This window comes from Rhizobium changzhiense (assembly GCF_013087625.1).
GTDB classification, from domain to species: domain Bacteria; phylum Pseudomonadota; class Alphaproteobacteria; order Rhizobiales; family Rhizobiaceae; genus Rhizobium; species Rhizobium sophorae.
Map to the genome: position 1 here is coordinate 515,712 of NZ_JABFCQ010000003.1, position 15,159 is coordinate 530,870.

Consider the following 15,159-nt stretch of genomic DNA (forward strand, 5'->3'; position numbering starts at 1 on the left):
TTATAGTCTTGAAGGGTTGTCGTACAAATGGTATTGGCAATATCACTTCAGATGGAGATGTCGGGGAAACAAGGACGGCATCGCTATTTCGTCATTCAACGGGAGGTTTTCGAATGATCGATAAGATAAATCCGCATTTCGGCAGCATGAACCGCAGATCGTTTCTTGCCACGGTGGCAGCGGGTGCGACGGTCGCCGCCTTGCCCAAACAGCTTTTCGCTGCCGACAAACCGACGCTGGTCACGTCCATCCGCTCTCTTTCCAATCCTTATCATGCCGTCTGGAAGACTGGGGCCGAGGCCTTCGCCTCCGCCATCGGTCTCGACCACGTTACGCTTGTTTCCGAAGGCAATAGTGAGAAGGGTATCGCCGACATCAAGGCAATGCTGGCCAAGACCGGCGGCAACATGGTGCTAAATTCCGACCCCAACGACACGCCGGATGCCCGCCCGATCGTCGAGGCCTGCGCTAAGGCAGGCGCCTATGTCGTCACCCAGTGGAACAAGCCGAAAGATCTGCACCCGAAGGACTTTAACCCCAACTACGTATCGCATATTGAATTCGACGGCATCTCGAGCGGCAAGCAGATCGCCGAGATTCTCTTCAAGAGCATCGGCGGGTCCGGCGGCATCATCGCGCTGGGCGGCCAGATCTCGAACACCGCGGCAATCGAGCGCAAGAAGGGTCTTGAAGACGCACTTGCGGCCAATACCGACATCAAGCTCCTGGATTTCCAGGTTGCCAACTGGAAGTCGTCGGAGGCTTACGATCTGACGAGTAACCTTCTGACGCGCTTCGGCGACGACGTGAAGGGCATCTGGGCTGCTAACGATGACATGGGTACTGGGGCTCTCGAGGCGCTGCGTGCCGAAAATCTTGCCGGTCAAGTGCCCGTCGTCGGTGTGGACGGCATCAAGGCCGCAGTCGATGCGGTGCGCAAAGGTGAATTCGCCTGCACCGTCACCTCCGATCCATTCTGGCAGGGCGGCATGGGCCTTGCCATCGGTCTCGCCGCTCTTCAGAAAAAGTTCGACCCCGCAAAGGAGCCGGCCGATCATCGCGAGTTCTACGGCAAGGCTGTGCTGATCGCGAAGGAGAATGTCGAGGAATACTACAAGACCAATATCGAAACACATCCGACGCTCGATTGGAACGATCTTTGGGGTCGTGTGACGGGCGCCATCCGCGCATAGCAAGTACCATGTCTCCCCCGCAGCGGCGGCTCCTCCCGCGGCTGCCTCCTCGCTGGCAGGCGTACGGCGCCTGCCAGCTTTTCCGGATGACGCAACGAGGTGCCGCCTGTTGACCATCAATGCCGAAAACATCAAGACTGTGACAAAAAGCGAGCGGGCAGGTGCCATGCCGACTGTTGGAAGCCGCCTGTTCAGCGGGCCGAACCTCAAGCGCTTGCGCGCCTACGCTCCGGCGCTGGTGCTGGTCGCCCTCTGCATTCTCATCACTATCGCCAATCCCAACTTCATCGAGCCCCGCAATTTGGTGCGCATTGCCAATTCTGCTTCGGTGCCGCTGACGTTGGCGATGGGCCTAACCTTTATCATCCTTCTCGGCAGCATCGATCTCTCGGTCGAAGGCTCGCTTTCGGTAGCGGCGATGGTGACTGTCCTGCTCGCCACCAATGATGCCAATGCCAACGCCTATGGCTGGCTTGCGGTCATCGCGGCGATCGCCGCCAGCACTGTAATGGGTCTCACGACCGGCATCATCCAGACATATCTTAGAATACCGTCGTTCATGGCGACGCTCGGCGTCTGGTTTATCGGGCTCGGCATTTCCGTCTATATGCTTGGCGGTTCCGCCGTACGCCTCATGGATCCCTCGATCCGCGATCTGGCGCTTGCACGCTTTCTCGGATTGCCCTTCGCCGTCTGGGTGGCGCTTGCGGCGTTCCTGATCGCCTGCACCGTCCAATATTACACCCGCCTCGGCCGGCACATCATCGCGATCGGCGGCGGTGAGGACGTCGCTGAACTGTCCGGAATCAATCTTCGCCGTGTACGCATCATGGCCTTCGGCCTGGCCGGTTTCTTCTTCGGCATTGCCGGCGTCCTTGCGGCCGCGCAACTCGGCCGCTCAGACGCCGTTATTGCCGATGGCCGTCTGTTCGCCGCGGTCACCGCGGTCGTGGTCGGCGGCACGGCCCTGACAGGCGGTGAAGGTGGTGTCGTGAATACCCTCGTCGGAGTGCTGATCGTCACCGTTCTCAGCAACGGCATGATCCTGCTCGGCGTCTCGCCCTACGTGCAGCAGACCGTGCAGGGACTGATGATCATCGCTGCGGTAGCGCTGTCGTTAGACCGCCTGCGCCTCCAGATCGTGAAGTGACCCGCATGTTTTCAGTCAACGAGATCAGCAAATCCTTCGCCGGCGTTCACGCATTGAAGAACGTCTCGCTTGAAATCAGGCCGAACGAGGTCGTCGGCCTCATCGGTGAAAACGGTGCCGGCAAATCGACATTGATGCGCATTCTTGCGGGAACGCATCAGCCCGACAGCGGAACGCTTAAGCTCGACGGCCAGCCGTTGAAGCTGCGCAATGCCCGCGATGGTGCGGCCCAAGGCATCGGCATGGTGTTTCAGGAGCAGTCGCTGCTGCTCAACATCTCCGTTGCCGAAAACATCTATCTAGGCCAGGAAATCCAGTTCGTCCGCTTCGGCATTGTCGACTGGAAAGCGATGAGAGCAGCGGCAAAGCGCCAGCTCGACAAGATCGGCGTCGATATCGACGTGACCGCACGGACGTCGGAACTCACCTTTGCCGCGCGCCAGATGGTCGAGCTCGCCAAGGCTCTGACGCTGGAGGAGGCCGTCTCGCGACCGCTGGTGATCCTGCTCGACGAGCCGACCTCGGTCTTGAGCGGCAGCGATATCGACGTGTTGTTCAAGCGCGTCCGCTCGTTGAAGTCGCGGGCAAGCTTCGTTTTCGTCTCGCACCGGCTGGATGAAGTGCTGCGTATCTCCGACCGCGTCTACACGATGAAGGACGGACAGGTGGTGGCCGAGCATCTGGCAACCGATGTCACTGCTCCCGAGTTGCACGAGATCATGGTCGGTCGCGGCCTGCAATCGACCTATTACAAGGAAGACAAGCAGTTGCCGCCGAAGAGCGAGATCGTCGTCGATGCCAGCAGGCTGGCGATCGCTGGCGCCTTTAACGATGTCGATCTGCAGATCCATGCGGGCGAGATCGTCGGCATCGCAGGTGTAGTCGGCTCGGGCCGCGAAGAGGTGACGCGAACGATCGGCGGTTTCATGACCCATACCGGCGGAACCTTGAAGATCAACGGCGAGGCGGTTCATTTCCGCACCCCGGAACAGGCGGTTCGCAAGAGCATTGGCTACGTCCCGCGCGAGCGACGCGTCGAGGGGCTGGTGATGTTCCTGTCGATCGCCGAAAACATCACGCTTGCCGATCTATCCTCGGTGATGCGCGGCGGCGCGATCAACTACCGCCGTGAGCGGCAGCTGGCTGCCGACTGGATCAAGCGCCTACGCATCAAGGCGCCGGGACCCGATATCGCCTGCCGGAAACTCTCCGGCGGCAATCAGCAGAAGGTGGTTCTGGCGCGCTGGATGACGGCGGGATCGCGGATCCTGATCCTCGATCACCCGACGCGCGGACTCGATGTCGGGGCCAAGGAAGAAGTCTACGAGCTGGTCCGTGACCTCTCATCCCAGGGTGTCGCGATCCTTCTGATTTCCGATACGCTTGAGGAAACGATCGGCCTGTCGCATCGCGTGCTGGTGATGCGCGACGGCGTCGTTACCGCTCATTTCGATGCGGCGCCGGGAAACAAACCGGATCAGGTCGATCTCGTTCGGGCAATGGTGTGAGGAGAGCGTCATGACAAGCGTCAACAACATGAAAACTCTCCTCGCCGCGGGCTGGATGCAAGGGGCGATACCGCCTGCCTTGCTGGTGGTGCTGGTGCTGATCATCGAGCTTGCGGCACCGGGCTTCCTGACCGGTGACACGCTGCTACTTCTGCTCTCCAATACCGCCGTGCTTTTCATCCTGGCGGCTGGTGTCACCTTCGTCATCCTGATCGGCGGCATCGATCTGTCGATCCAATCGGTGGCGTCGCTGTCGAGCGTCATCCTGGCACAGCTTCTGCCGCAGATCGGCATGCTGGCCTTTCCCGTGGCAATCCTGTCGGGTCTCGTTTTCGGAGCGCTGAGTGGCTATGTCCATGTCCGCCTCAAGGTGCCATCCTTCGTGGCGACGCTGGCGACCGGCGGCGTCGTGGCCGGTATCGCATTGTGGGCCGCTGCCGGCCGGGCGATCACCATCGAGGAGGGCGGACGCGAAAAGACCGCCTGGATCAACGGGACGTTTGCCGGGCTGCCGACCGTCATCTGGATTGCCGTGATCATTGGGATCCTCGCCTTTTTCGGCCTCAGATACACGCGCTTTGGCCGTCATAGCCTGGCAATCGGCGCCGGTGAACCGGCCGCGATTGCCGCCGGCATCAACGTCGAACGCACGAAGATCGTCGCCTTTGCGATCTCCGGCATGCTGGCCGCAATTGCCGGGGTCATCCTTGCTGCTCGTCTATCGAGCGGTTCGCCCAATCTTGCCAATCAGCTGCTGCTGCCGGCAATCGCCGCCGTCATCGTCGGCGGTACCGCCATCACCGGCGGTCTCGGCGGTGTCGCCCGCACGGCCGTCGGCGCGCTGATCATCTCGATCGTGCGTATCGGCATGACCTTCATCGGTATCAACATCTTCGCCGAAAACGTCGTCTTCGGTTCGGTGCTGATCCTCGCCGTCGCCATCACCATCGACCGCAGCAAGATTGCGATCATCAAATGATGGGCCGCGCGCAGACGGCACCAGCAAACAAAAAAGGCCGCGCATTGCAGCGCGGCCTTCGGAAGACGAAGCGACCGTCACATTGTGTCCAGACCGATCAGCTCGATCTTGTAGCCATCCGGATCTTCGACGAACGCGATATGCGTGGTGCCGTGCTGCATCGGGCCTGGCGGGCGCGGGATCTTGGCACCCTGCTTCTCGAGCGCGGCGCAGACGGCGTAGATGTCGTTGACGCCGAGTGCCAGATGGCCGAATCCGGTGCCGAGTTCGTAAGGTTCCTCGCGGCCCCAGTTGTAGGTCAGTTCGATGACGGTGTCCGTCTCCTCGGGACCGTAACCGACGAAGGCATTGGTGAACTTTCCGCCCGGATAATCATCCCTGCGGAGAAGCGTCATGCCGAGCATTTCGGTGTAGAACTTGATCGACCTGTCGAGGTCGAACACGCGGATCATGGTGTGCATATTTCGAAATTGGCCGGACGCGGCGGTCATAATACGGATCCTCCTGCAAGTTATCGATTTTACACTGGTTTTTAGCGAAGGGCGAGCATGGAAAAGATCGCCGCACTTGATGTTCGGGACCAGTGTTGTATGATAACCATGTAACTGACCCAGTTGTCCAGATGTTTTCCCGCCTAACCGGAGCAACAGAATGAATGCCTTCCCGCCCCTTCAGGAAAGAGCGCTTGCAGCCCTTTGCGCCGCAATGCCGGCGGACCTGATCCTGACGGAAGGCGAGGCGCTGGAGCGCTATAGCCGCGACTGGTCAGGAGAGCATTACGGCCGGCCGCTGGCCGTGGCGCGGCCGCGCTCGGCCGATGAACTCAGCCGCCTGATGGCGTTTTGCCATGAAGAGAAGATCCATGTCGTCCCGCAGGGCGGGTTGACCGGGCTGGTTGGCGCAGCCGTGCCGAGCTATCCGGGCGGCGAGGTTGTCGTTTCACTGGAGCGGATGAACAAGGTACGCTCCGTCAATCCGATCGATTTCGCCATGGTTGTCGAGGCCGGCTGCATTCTCGAAGATGCCAAGCGCCACGCTGAAGCAGCCGACTGCATTCTGCCGATCACCTTCGGGGCGCAGGGCACCTGCCGGATCGGCGGCAACGTTTCGACCAATGCCGGCGGTTTCAACGTGCTGCGCTACGGCATGACCCGCGACCTGGTGCTCGGCCTCGAGGTCGTGCTTGCCGACGGACGGATCTGGAACGGTCTGCGCACGCTGCGCAAGGACAACCGCGGCTATGACCTGAAACAGCTTTTCATCGGCAGCGAAGGCACGCTCGGCATCGTCACCGCCGTGGCGCTCAAGGTGTTTCCGAAGCCGGAGCAGGTGGAAACCGCGCTGGTCGGGCTGGCCTCCGTGGATGATGCCATGCAGCTTTATGCGCGGGCGCGCCGCCAGTGCAGCGACCTGCTGACGGCATTCGAGCTTATCCTGCGCGGCGGCATAGAGATTGCCATCAATGCCCGCGACGATATCCCCGATCCCTTGGCCGAGGCCTATCCCGTCTATGTGCTGATCGAGGCTTCGGCGGCCGGACGCGTCGATCTTCGCGCCCTGCTCGAAGGATTTCTCGGCGATGCCTCCGATCTGGTCCTCGACGGCGTCATTGCCAGCAGCAAGGCGCAGGGCGACCGGCTCTGGCTGCTGCGCGAGATGATGGTCGAGGCGCAGGGCCGCGGCGGACGATATCTGAGGACCGATGTCTCGGTCTCGATCTCGAGCCTGGCCGCCTTCGTCGGCGACACGCTCGAGGCGCTATCGCAGAAACATCCGGAGGCGATCGCGGTCACCTATGGTCATGTCGGCGACGGCAATATTCATCTGAATATCGTCCCACCGGCCGGCATGGCGGCCGACCAGTTCGACAGCCTGTTTCATGCCACCGAAGAGGTGATCTTCGACATCGTCGACAAGCATGGCGGCTCGATCAGTGCCGAACATGGGATCGGCCGCGTCAAGCAGGAGGCGTTTCTGAAACGCGCCGACCCCTTGACGCTTGAGCTTTCGCGCCGGATCAAGGATGCACTCGACCCGAGGCATCTTTTGAGCGAGGGTCGGATACTGGCAAGCGCAGATGGCATGGCAGAGGGGTAGGGAATGACGCTGAAACTCGACAAGGTCAATCGGGGCCCGCATCTGTCGACGCTGGTCGCAAGCTCGATCTCGCGCGAAATCGCGCAGGGACGCCTGATGCCGGGTGATCAGCTGCCGACCGAACAGCAGCTCGCGCAGACCTTCGGTGTCAGCCGCAACGTCGTGCGCGAGGCGATCGCACGGCTGCGGTCCGAGGGCCGCATCTGGTCGCAGCAGGGCCGCGGCGCCTTCGTCGCCGACCAGCCGAACGCCACGACATTGACGATCGATTACGAAGCCCTGCAGCAGGCGGCGGCCTTCCAGTCGCTATTCGAGCTCCGCGGCATTCTTGAAGTCGAGGCGGCCGCCCTTGCCGCTAAGCGCCGGACCGGCGACGACCTGACGGCGATGAAGGATGCGCTGGTGACCATGCGTGATGCGCCCTACGGCAGCGTCATGTGGCTGAAGACCGATCTCGAATTCCACAAGACCGTCGCTGCGGCGACGGGCAATCTCTACATGGTTCAGTTCCTGATGTTCGTTTCCGAGCGGGTGCGCGAAAGCATTCTGGCCTCCGGCAACCAGCAGCGCTCCGAGGATCTGGCGGCCGTGACGCTCGGCGAGCATCAACGCATTCTCGATGCCATCGAAGCGGGCGACGGCGACGAAGCCCGCGATGCCATGCGGGCGCACCTCCACGGTGCCGCAAACCGCGTCGGGCTGGCCGGAGAACAACCCGAATAATCTGTTGAGGATAAGACATGACTGGAAGACTTGAGGGAAAAACCGCTGTCGTGACGGCAGCCGGGCAGGGGATGGGGCGCGCCACGGTGCTCGCCTTCCTGCGTGAAGGCGCGCGCGTCTGCGCCACCGATATCGATGCCGCAAAGCTCGATACGTTGCGCGATCAGGCGGGCGTTACCGCGCGCAAGCTCGATGTGCTGAACCCGGCGGAGATCAGCGCCTTCGCAAGGGAAATCGATGCGCCGGACATTCTCTTTAACTGCGCCGGTTTCGTGCATCACGGCTCGATCCTCGAATGCGACGAGGATGCCTTCGACTTTTCGGTCAACCTTAACATTCGCGCCATGTACCGGATGATCCGCGCCTTCCTGCCGGGCATGATCGCCCGCGGCGGCGGCTCGATCGTCAACATGGCATCGGTCGCCTCGACCGTGATCGCGGCGCCGAACCGCTTCATCTACGGCACCACCAAGGCTGCGGTGATCGGGCTGACGAAATCGGTGGCGCTCGATTATGTCGGCCAGGGCATCCGCGCCAACGCCATCTGCCCCGGCACCGTCGAAAGCCCGTCGCTGCAGGACCGCATGCGGGCGCTCGGCGATTACGATCAGGCGCGCGCCGGCTTCATCGCCCGCCAGCCTATGGGACGCCTCGGTACGCCCGAGGAAGTCGCCGACCTCGTCGTCTACCTCGCCAGCAAGGAATCGGCCTTCATGACCGGCAATGCCATCGTCATCGATGGTGGCTGGGCGAACGCCTGAAGACACATCTTAAAAACGGACAATCGATATGAAGCTTCTGAGATACGGTGAGCGCGGCGCCGAAAAGCCCGGCATTCTCGACAGAAACGGCAAGGTCCGCGACCTCAGCGGTCATGTCGACGACATATCAGGCGATAGTCTGACGGCTGCAGGTTTGGCAAAAATCGCCGCGATCGATATCGAGAGCCTGCCCGTCGTTGCCGAGCCCCGCCGGTATGGCCCCTGCGTCTCGTGCACCGGCAAGTTCATCTGCGTCGGCCTGAACTATGCAGACCACGCTGCCGAGACCGGTGCGGCCATTCCCGAAGAGCCGATCCTGTTCATGAAGGCGACCAGCGCCATCACCGGCCCCAACGACAACGTCATTATCCCGCGCAAGTCGAAGAAGACCGACTGGGAAGTCGAGCTCGGCATCGTCATCGGCGACGAAGCCCGTTACGTCACAGAAGCCGACTCAATGAAACATGTTGCCGGCTATTGCCTGATCAACGACGTTTCGGAGCGCGAATTCCAGGCCGAGCGCGGCGGACAGTGGACCAAGGGCAAGTCGGCCGACAGCTTCGGCCCGATCGGCCCCTGGATGGTGACGCGCGACGAGGTCGCCGATCCCCAGGACCTGAAGATGTGGCTCTCCGTCGACGGGACGATGCGGCAGAACGGCTCGACGAAGACGATGATTTTCGGCGTCTCCTTCCTCGTTCACTATATCTCGCAGTTCATGAGCCTGCAGCCAGGCGATATCATCTCGACGGGCACGCCGCCGGGCGTAGGCCTCGGCATGAAGCCGCCGCTGTTCCTGAAGGCCGGGCAGACGATCAAGCTTGGTATCGAGGGTCTGGGCGAGCAGACGCAGCTGACTGTCGACGCTGCCTGAGAAAAGGTCGGGGAGCAGCCCCTGCTGCTCCCCGATCAGCGAAGGTTCATGACACCAAGCATGCGCAGGGCCGCACAGGCCGCGCCATAGCCGTTGTCGATATTGGTGACGAGCAGGCCCGGCGCGCAGCTTGCCAGCATCGCGTTAAGTGCTGTGCGGCCTTGCTCGGCCGCCCCATAGCCGACCGAGGTCGGCACGCAAATCAGGCTGCCGCTGTATAGACCGCCCAGAACGCTGGCCAGGGCTGCGTCCATGCCGGCGACGGCAACGACAACAGGAAAGCGGCGGATCTCCTCAATCCTGTCCATCAGTCTCCAGAGCCCGGCGACCCCGACATCGATGAAAACGGATGCTTCGACGCCTGCGTGGCGAAGCGTACGCTCCGCTTCGCGGGCGGCGGGTGCGTCCGACGTGCCTGCGGCCACGATCGCGACGTTTCCGGCCAAGGATACCGGCGGAACCGGGCCGAAGAATGCGGTTTGCGACAGCGGACACCACTCTGTAGCGGCCTTCAATTCACCCGAAAGTGCCGCGAACTTCTCGGCGTCGAGACGCGTCAGGAGCAGACCGGCATCCCGCTGGCTGGCGCTCTGAAGGATCGCCGCAATCTGCTGTGGTGTCTTGCCGGCACAGAAGACAGCCTCGCTGAGGCCGATGCGCTCGGCCCGGGCGAAATCAAAGACGACATCGCCGCTCATGGCCTGACCCCGAGGAAAGCGCTGCCATTGCGGTAGGGTTCGAAGGTCAACGGGCCGTTCCTGTAACCGCGGGGCAGCATGCCGCGCAGGTCGTTGCCGACGTCATTCATGGCTGTTGCCAGTGCCAGCGCATCGCGATCAAGCTCGATGGCGATGCCGCTGCGCCGCACGCGGCAGCGGACGGTTTGCGGCCTGAGCGTCTCGGTCAGGAACGTCTCGATCCGGTGCACGGCCTCCAGCATTTCCGGCTCGATGGCGATCGAGGTTTCGATGCGGCTCGAGAGGCAGGGAGAGGCGGGCAGTTCCGAGAGCGCGCCGAGGCCTGCATCGCGCGCCAGCTGGCGCACACCCTGCTTGCCGATACCGGCCTCAACGAAAGGATGGCGGACGGAGAAATTCTTTGCCACTTCGAGCCCCGGACGATACTCGCCGAGATCGTCAAGATTGGTCCCGGACAGCAGCTGGCGGCTCGACCGGGCGGCAATGGCGCCGTAGAGATTGCCCTTGCAGAAGAAGCAGCGGTTGACAGGGTTCCTGAGATAATCCGGATCGGAGAACTCGCCGGCATCGATGATATCGAGGTCGAAGCCTTCGCTCCCCGCCAGCATCTTGACGCGCTCGGTGGCCTCTCCGGGGACCGCAGCCGAGACCGCGTGCATGATGTTCACGCGGGCCGGTCCGAGGAGCCGCGTCGCAATGACCGCCAGCGTCAGCGAGTCGATACCCCCACTGACTGCGATCGAGACGTCGCCGAGCGAGGCGAGACATTCCTCCAGAGCCTTTCTCACAACAGGTCTCCTCTCTTCTGTTTCAACAGGCCTTCGAGAAGTCTCCTCAGGCTGCGGCGTGCCGCGGCACCCGGGGTCGATGTCAGGCTGTCGGCTTCGAGCTTGGCGGTGCGGCCCGAGGGGCGGTCGACGAGCTTAAAGGCGTAGATCTTTCCCGCGTGTTCGACTGTTTCCTGCTCGCGGCTCAGCGTCATCCGCTCCGCGGTCATGGCACGGACTCCGATCGTTGTCGTTTCGTCGAGTATGGCGGCGGCGACATCCCTGCTTTTCGATGGGTCGGCAAGCACCTGGAGATGCGTCATCATCCGGCCCTTCTTGCCGAAGACGGGCATCTGGACGACGTCGCGCACATCCGGGCGATTGCGCAACCGGGCCACCGCCTGGGCAATGTCTTCCCCGGTCTGGTCATCAATCTCGCATTCGAGGACCGCGACCGTGTCGTTGAACGCAGATACCTCTTCCCGGCGTTCGAAGGCCAGCAGCCGCAGGCAGTTGCTGACGCCGGGGAGCCGCTTTGTGCCGAAGCCATGGCTTGATCCCTTCAGAGCCCGGCGGCCGGGCGCGATCTTGCTCCTGCAGAGATAGGCAAGGATGGCGGCACCCGTCGGCGTGACGCGCTCGCCGCCGATCCCGTCATCGATGACATCGAAATCTTTTAGCAGGTGCACGGTCGCCGGAGCCGGAACCGGGAGCAGGCCATGCGCGGTCTTCACCCGGCCGCCTCCAAGCGGGATCGGGCCAACGCTCCAATGCGCCGCGCCGACCTGCGTTATCAGCCAGGCCGCAGAGACGATGTCGGCGATCGAATCCCACGCGCCAACCTCGTGAAAGGCGACGTTTTCCGGCGTTGTGCCGTGGACTTTGGCTTCCGCTTCCGCCAGCTTTTCGAAGACACCGGTCGCGTGACGGATGGTTTCTCCGTCGAGCGCCGAACGGTTCAGGGCATCGCGGATGTCGCGCCAGGCGACATGATCGTGATGCCCTGCATGAGTGCGATCGTGCTCCGCATGACCATGATCATCTCCTGCGTGACTGTGCTCATGCTGCTGGTGGTCGTGATGGTCATGATGATGATTGTCGTCATGCGGGTGATCCGCCCCGTGTTCGGCATGATGCACCTTGAAGCGACTGCCGGTCAGCACGCCGTCGTGATGCGCCACGAGTTTGCACTCGACGTTTTCGATCAACGGGCAGCGCTTCAGCGCCGCCTGCAGGCCGGTATTCAGGTCCGGCCTGAGGTCGAGCAGGGCTGCCACGAACATGTCGCCTGCAATGCCGCCGACGGGGTCGAGGTGAATTTCAAGCACGGTCATCCGTCCTATTTTCCGTCCGCCGCTTCAGTCAGCGAAACACCGTTCGCAGCCGCAATGACATCCGAAAGGGCTGGCACGAAGGATTGACCGCGCCCTGCGGCAACCGCCGTCGCGAAGCTGTTGCGCACGGCAGCGCCAACCGGATTGACCGCCTGCAGCGCCTGGGCCAGCGATGCCAGATAGGACATGTCCTTTAACGCGTTGGCCATGGCGAAGCGCTGAGCGTTTTCGTTGCGGTTCAACACGAACTCGAAGAAGGCTTGATAGAAACCGCAATCCATGCGGCTGCCGCGCAGCACGCTGTCGAACACATGAGGGGTGAGCCCCGCTTTTGCGGCGATCATCAATGCTTCCGAATAGATCGCCGAATACCCCATCGACACAAAGTTGTTGAGCAGCTTCATCGTATGGCCGGTTCCGGCCGGGCCGGTCTCGATGATGCGGGCGGCAAAGGCTTCGAGGATTGGCCGGGCGCGGGCGATGCCATCGGCGGAACCGCCCGCCATCACATCCAGCTTGCCTTCGGCCGCTTCCTTCGGCGTGCGTGCGAGCGGCGCATCGACGAGCGTGATGCCCTGTTGGGAAAGCTCGGCGGCAAGCTTGATCGTCACGGCAGGGTTGGATGTCGAGCAGTCGATCAGCAACATGCGCTTGCCGGAGGCAAGCAGTCCATCCGGACCGGACAGGAGCTGCTGGACCTCTTCCGATCCGGTGACGCAGAGGATCACCACGTCGGATGCCAACGCCAATTCCTTGGGCGTCCCCGCCTCGGCTGCGCCGAGCTCCTTCAGCCGTTCGACGGCTTCGCGCTTGCGGTGCGCCATCACCGCCAGCGGCCAACCCTTGTTGACGAGATTGGCTGCCATGCCGGAGCCCATCGCGCCGAGACCGATGAATCCGATTTTCTCTTTCATGCTTTCCTCCCGGTTGTTTCCGTGGCCCGATATGCGGGCTTTTGCTTTTTCTAGTGGTATGGTTTAGCAACGGCAGTATTGGCAGCCCGGCGCCGGACGGCGAGATTGGACTTCGGAACGGAATGAAGGACAGGGATAGCGCGGTTTTCAACTCGATCCCGCAGGCGTCCAGCCTGCGCAACGGACTTGCCGAGAGCCTGATCGCGCATATCGAATCCGGCGATCTGAAGCCGGGGCAACGGTTGCCTACCGAGCAAGCGATCATGGAAGCGACCGGCGTCAGCCGCACGATCGTTCGCGAGGCGCTGGCAACGCTGCGGGCCAAGGGTCTGATCACCACTCGCCAGGGACTCGGCGCATTTGTTTCGAGCAATCCAACGCCGCGCTCCTTTTCCATCATTCCGAACGACCTGGAATCGATCGACGAAGTGCTGCGGGTTCTCGAATTGCGCCTCGGCGTAGAATACGAGGCCGCCGGTCTTGCAGCGCGGCGCCGTACGTCGGAGGACATCGTCCGCATGCAAGATCGACTCGACGCACTCGACAGAGCGGTCGCTGAAGGTGGTTATGGGGCCGAGGAAGACTTTGCCTTCCATCGCTCGATTCTCGTCGCCACGCAGAATTCTTATTACGGACGGCTGTTCGACACGTTCGGCACAGCAATGGTGCCGCGTCAGTGGGCGCATCTCGATCAGATGACGGCGACCGAACGTCAAAAGCATGGCGAGCGGATGCGCAAGGAACATTACGCGATTTTTGTCGCGATCCGCGACGGCAACGAAGCCGCTGCCCGCAAGGCGCTGCGCAATCACCTGTCGAAGAGCACCGCGCGCTTCGAAGAGTTGCGCGACGCCAACCTTCATCGCTAGCCGCTCACGCCGCATATCGAGGCACGACATAAGGCCCCTCCGGGATGATGGCGACATCGGCATCGCCGCTGGCGCTGATGCTGCGGGCGATCGCCGCCTGGATATCGTCGATCATGCCGACGCCTGTCAGCGTCCGGTCGTCGCAAACAAGTCCCGTCGTGTAGAGTTCGACGCTGCCGAGCCGCATCGGCTTCAGCTGCATCTCCGTCTGCCACTCGTCGATTTCGGCCAGGCTCTTTGCCGTCAGCGTCGCCAGGAAGCGTTCCGGGCCGAGCTCGACCAGCCGCGCCTGTGCCTCGCGGAATTCAGGTGAGCCGAAACCTTCCGAACATTCCGAGGCGATGATCAGCGTGCCGCCGGGCTTGAGGATGTCGAGCGGTGTTACCATGCCCTTGATCGTCTGGTAGTAGGTCTTGTCGAGCGGATAGCCGGCCGAGGAGGTGATGACGGTGGAGAATTTCCGGCCAAGCGGGATCTGCGTTGCGGCACTGACGAAGTCGACGGCCGCTTGATGGCTGGCGATGATTTCACCGAAGGTAACGCAGACCAGGTCACGATCCTCGTCGAGCACGGTGTTCAGTGCATAGACCTCACCGAGCATCCGAACGATTTCCAGCTGCTCCTCGTGCAGCGGATTGCCGATGAGGTTGCATTGCACCGCCAGCGGATCTTCCATGAAGCGCGCGGAGTGGAACGTCCGGATCGTTTCGTGATGGGCAACGCCGGGGGCAATGACCTTTCGCCCGCCCGACCAGCCGGCCATGAAATGCGGCTCGACAAGGCCGGTGGCGATCCTGAGATCGGCTTCGGCAAACAGCCGGTCGAGCTTGACCGGCGTGTTCCGCGTCTTGGTGAAGCCGAAATCGATATGCGCGTCCTCGTCTCTGGCATAGTGGTTCTCGACCCGGACATTTTCGAGCACCCAGGGATCGCCGACGAGTTCGGCCAGTTCCTCGCCGAGATTGGGCCGGTGCAGGCCGGTGGCGACCAGCACCGAAATCTTCTCCTGCGGAATGCCGGACGCAATCATCGTCTCTATCATCGGGCGCAGAAACAGCCGGTTTGGCACCGGCCGGGTGATGTCGCAGATCAGGATGCAGGCGCTTTGGCGGTTCTTTGCAAGATCAGCCAAGGGTTTGGAGGCAACCGGGTTGTGCAGCGCCTCGATAATCGCTGCCTTGCTGTCGGTAAGCTTCGGCAGCTGCTGCTTGCGGATCACGGTCGGCCGCGCGCCGGGCGGAAGCGTGATGTCGAGATGGCCGCGGCCGTAGGAAAGAGCGATCGTGTTCATC

Annotated in this window: 15 protein-coding genes; 9 read left to right on the top strand and 6 right to left on the bottom strand. The window is 62.2% G+C overall.

What is annotated here, in order from left to right; all coding sequences use genetic code 11:
* The first annotated feature begins 113 nt into the window (after positions 1–113).
* From G9X68_RS17495 to G9X68_RS17510, 4 genes are all read left to right on the top strand, one after another.
* Positions 114–1,193 (top strand): sugar ABC transporter substrate-binding protein, encoded by a 1,080-nt coding sequence (locus tag G9X68_RS17495; RefSeq protein ID WP_171603463.1) that lies wholly within the window; start codon positions 114–116, stop codon positions 1,191–1,193.
* Between the two features lie 109 nt (positions 1,194–1,302).
* Positions 1,303–2,343 carry an ABC transporter permease gene (locus G9X68_RS17500; RefSeq protein ID WP_240603662.1) on the top strand — a complete coding sequence of 347 codons (1,041 nt, stop codon included), beginning with the start codon at positions 1,303–1,305 and terminating at the stop codon, positions 2,341–2,343.
* A 5-nt stretch (positions 2,344–2,348) separates the two neighbouring features.
* The gene (locus G9X68_RS17505; protein WP_171603464.1) at positions 2,349–3,851 is read left to right on the top strand and encodes a sugar ABC transporter ATP-binding protein; all 1,503 of its coding nucleotides are present in this window, start codon (positions 2,349–2,351) and stop codon (positions 3,849–3,851) included.
* Between the two features lie 10 nt (positions 3,852–3,861).
* On the top strand, positions 3,862–4,830 hold the full coding sequence (locus G9X68_RS17510) for an ABC transporter permease (RefSeq protein WP_171603465.1): 969 nt from the start codon (positions 3,862–3,864) through the stop codon (positions 4,828–4,830).
* A 77-nt stretch (positions 4,831–4,907) separates the two neighbouring features.
* Here G9X68_RS17510 and gloA read toward each other — a convergent pair whose 3' ends face one another.
* A complete protein-coding gene (gene gloA / locus G9X68_RS17515; RefSeq protein ID WP_168311130.1) occupies positions 4,908–5,321 on the bottom strand; it encodes a lactoylglutathione lyase in 414 nt (137 codons plus the stop codon).
* A 160-nt stretch (positions 5,322–5,481) separates the two neighbouring features.
* Here gloA and G9X68_RS17520 point away from each other — a divergent pair, with 160 nt between their 5' ends.
* From G9X68_RS17520 to G9X68_RS17535, 4 genes are read left to right on the top strand one after another with little or no spacing between them, the layout of a single operon-like run.
* Entirely contained in the window at positions 5,482–6,927 is a 1,446-nt protein-coding gene (locus G9X68_RS17520) for an FAD-binding oxidoreductase (protein WP_171603466.1), read from the top strand.
* A 3-nt stretch (positions 6,928–6,930) separates the two neighbouring features.
* Positions 6,931–7,650 (top strand): FadR/GntR family transcriptional regulator, encoded by a 720-nt coding sequence (locus G9X68_RS17525; RefSeq protein ID WP_171603467.1) that lies wholly within the window; start codon positions 6,931–6,933, stop codon positions 7,648–7,650.
* A gap of 17 nt (positions 7,651–7,667) precedes the next feature.
* A complete protein-coding gene (locus tag G9X68_RS17530; RefSeq protein ID WP_171603468.1) occupies positions 7,668–8,411 on the top strand; it encodes an SDR family oxidoreductase in 744 nt (247 codons plus the stop codon).
* A gap of 28 nt (positions 8,412–8,439) precedes the next feature.
* Positions 8,440–9,285, top strand: a complete 846-nt coding sequence (locus G9X68_RS17535; protein ID WP_171603469.1) for a fumarylacetoacetate hydrolase family protein — start codon at positions 8,440–8,442, stop codon at positions 9,283–9,285.
* 35 nt (positions 9,286–9,320) lie between these two features.
* Here G9X68_RS17535 and larB read toward each other — a convergent pair whose 3' ends face one another.
* The 4 genes from larB to G9X68_RS17555 are packed head-to-tail and all read right to left on the bottom strand — an operon-like array spanning position 9,321 to position 12,998.
* Complete coding sequence (gene larB, locus G9X68_RS17540; RefSeq protein ID WP_171603470.1) at positions 9,321–9,983, bottom strand: nickel pincer cofactor biosynthesis protein LarB; 663 nt, start codon at positions 9,981–9,983, stop codon at positions 9,321–9,323.
* Positions 9,980–10,771: an ATP-dependent sacrificial sulfur transferase LarE gene (larE, locus tag G9X68_RS17545; protein WP_171603471.1), complete on the bottom strand. Its 792-nt coding sequence runs from the start codon at positions 10,769–10,771 to the stop codon at positions 9,980–9,982. Before larE ends, larB begins: the two co-directional genes overlap by 4 nt.
* Entirely contained in the window at positions 10,768–12,084 is a 1,317-nt protein-coding gene (larC, locus tag G9X68_RS17550) for a nickel pincer cofactor biosynthesis protein LarC (protein ID WP_206679758.1), read from the bottom strand. Before larC ends, larE begins: the two co-directional genes overlap by 4 nt.
* 5 nt (positions 12,085–12,089) lie before the next feature.
* The gene (locus tag G9X68_RS17555) at positions 12,090–12,998 is read right to left on the bottom strand and encodes an NAD(P)-dependent oxidoreductase (protein ID WP_171603472.1); all 909 of its coding nucleotides are present in this window, start codon (positions 12,996–12,998) and stop codon (positions 12,090–12,092) included.
* Between the two features lie 122 nt (positions 12,999–13,120).
* Between G9X68_RS17555 and G9X68_RS17560 the strand changes: the two genes are divergently transcribed.
* Positions 13,121–13,867 carry a FadR/GntR family transcriptional regulator gene (locus G9X68_RS17560; RefSeq protein ID WP_171603473.1) on the top strand — a complete coding sequence of 249 codons (747 nt, stop codon included), beginning with the start codon at positions 13,121–13,123 and terminating at the stop codon, positions 13,865–13,867.
* A 4-nt stretch (positions 13,868–13,871) separates the two neighbouring features.
* On the opposite strand, the gene G9X68_RS17565 is transcribed toward G9X68_RS17560, so the two are convergent.
* Positions 13,872–15,158 carry a nickel-dependent lactate racemase family protein gene (locus G9X68_RS17565; RefSeq protein WP_171603474.1) on the bottom strand — a complete coding sequence of 429 codons (1,287 nt, stop codon included), beginning with the start codon at positions 15,156–15,158 and terminating at the stop codon, positions 13,872–13,874.
* Position 15,159: the final 1 nt, after the last annotated feature.

Coding starts and splice junctions, on each gene's coding strand:
- G9X68_RS17505 (WP_171603464.1), top strand. CDS start 2,349: ATGTTTTCAGTCAACGAGATCAGCAAATCCTTCGCCGGCGTTCACGCA.
- G9X68_RS17510 (WP_171603465.1), top strand. CDS start 3,862: ATGACAAGCGTCAACAACATGAAAACTCTCCTCGCCGCGGGCTGGATG.
- G9X68_RS17535 (WP_171603469.1), top strand. CDS start 8,440: ATGAAGCTTCTGAGATACGGTGAGCGCGGCGCCGAAAAGCCCGGCATT.
- G9X68_RS17560 (WP_171603473.1), top strand. CDS start 13,121: ATGAAGGACAGGGATAGCGCGGTTTTCAACTCGATCCCGCAGGCGTCC.
- G9X68_RS17520 (WP_171603466.1), top strand. CDS start 5,482: ATGAATGCCTTCCCGCCCCTTCAGGAAAGAGCGCTTGCAGCCCTTTGC.
- larB (WP_171603470.1), bottom strand. CDS start 9,983: ATGAGCGGCGATGTCGTCTTTGATTTCGCCCGGGCCGAGCGCATCGGC.
- G9X68_RS17525 (WP_171603467.1), top strand. CDS start 6,931: ATGACGCTGAAACTCGACAAGGTCAATCGGGGCCCGCATCTGTCGACG.
- G9X68_RS17530 (WP_171603468.1), top strand. CDS start 7,668: ATGACTGGAAGACTTGAGGGAAAAACCGCTGTCGTGACGGCAGCCGGG.
- gloA (WP_168311130.1), bottom strand. CDS start 5,321: ATGACCGCCGCGTCCGGCCAATTTCGAAATATGCACACCATGATCCGC.
- G9X68_RS17555 (WP_171603472.1), bottom strand. CDS start 12,998: ATGAAAGAGAAAATCGGATTCATCGGTCTCGGCGCGATGGGCTCCGGC.
- G9X68_RS17565 (WP_171603474.1), bottom strand. CDS start 15,158: ATGAACACGATCGCTCTTTCCTACGGCCGCGGCCATCTCGACATCACG.
- larC (WP_206679758.1), bottom strand. CDS start 12,084: ATGACCGTGCTTGAAATTCACCTCGACCCCGTCGGCGGCATTGCAGGC.
- G9X68_RS17495 (WP_171603463.1), top strand. CDS start 114: ATGATCGATAAGATAAATCCGCATTTCGGCAGCATGAACCGCAGATCG.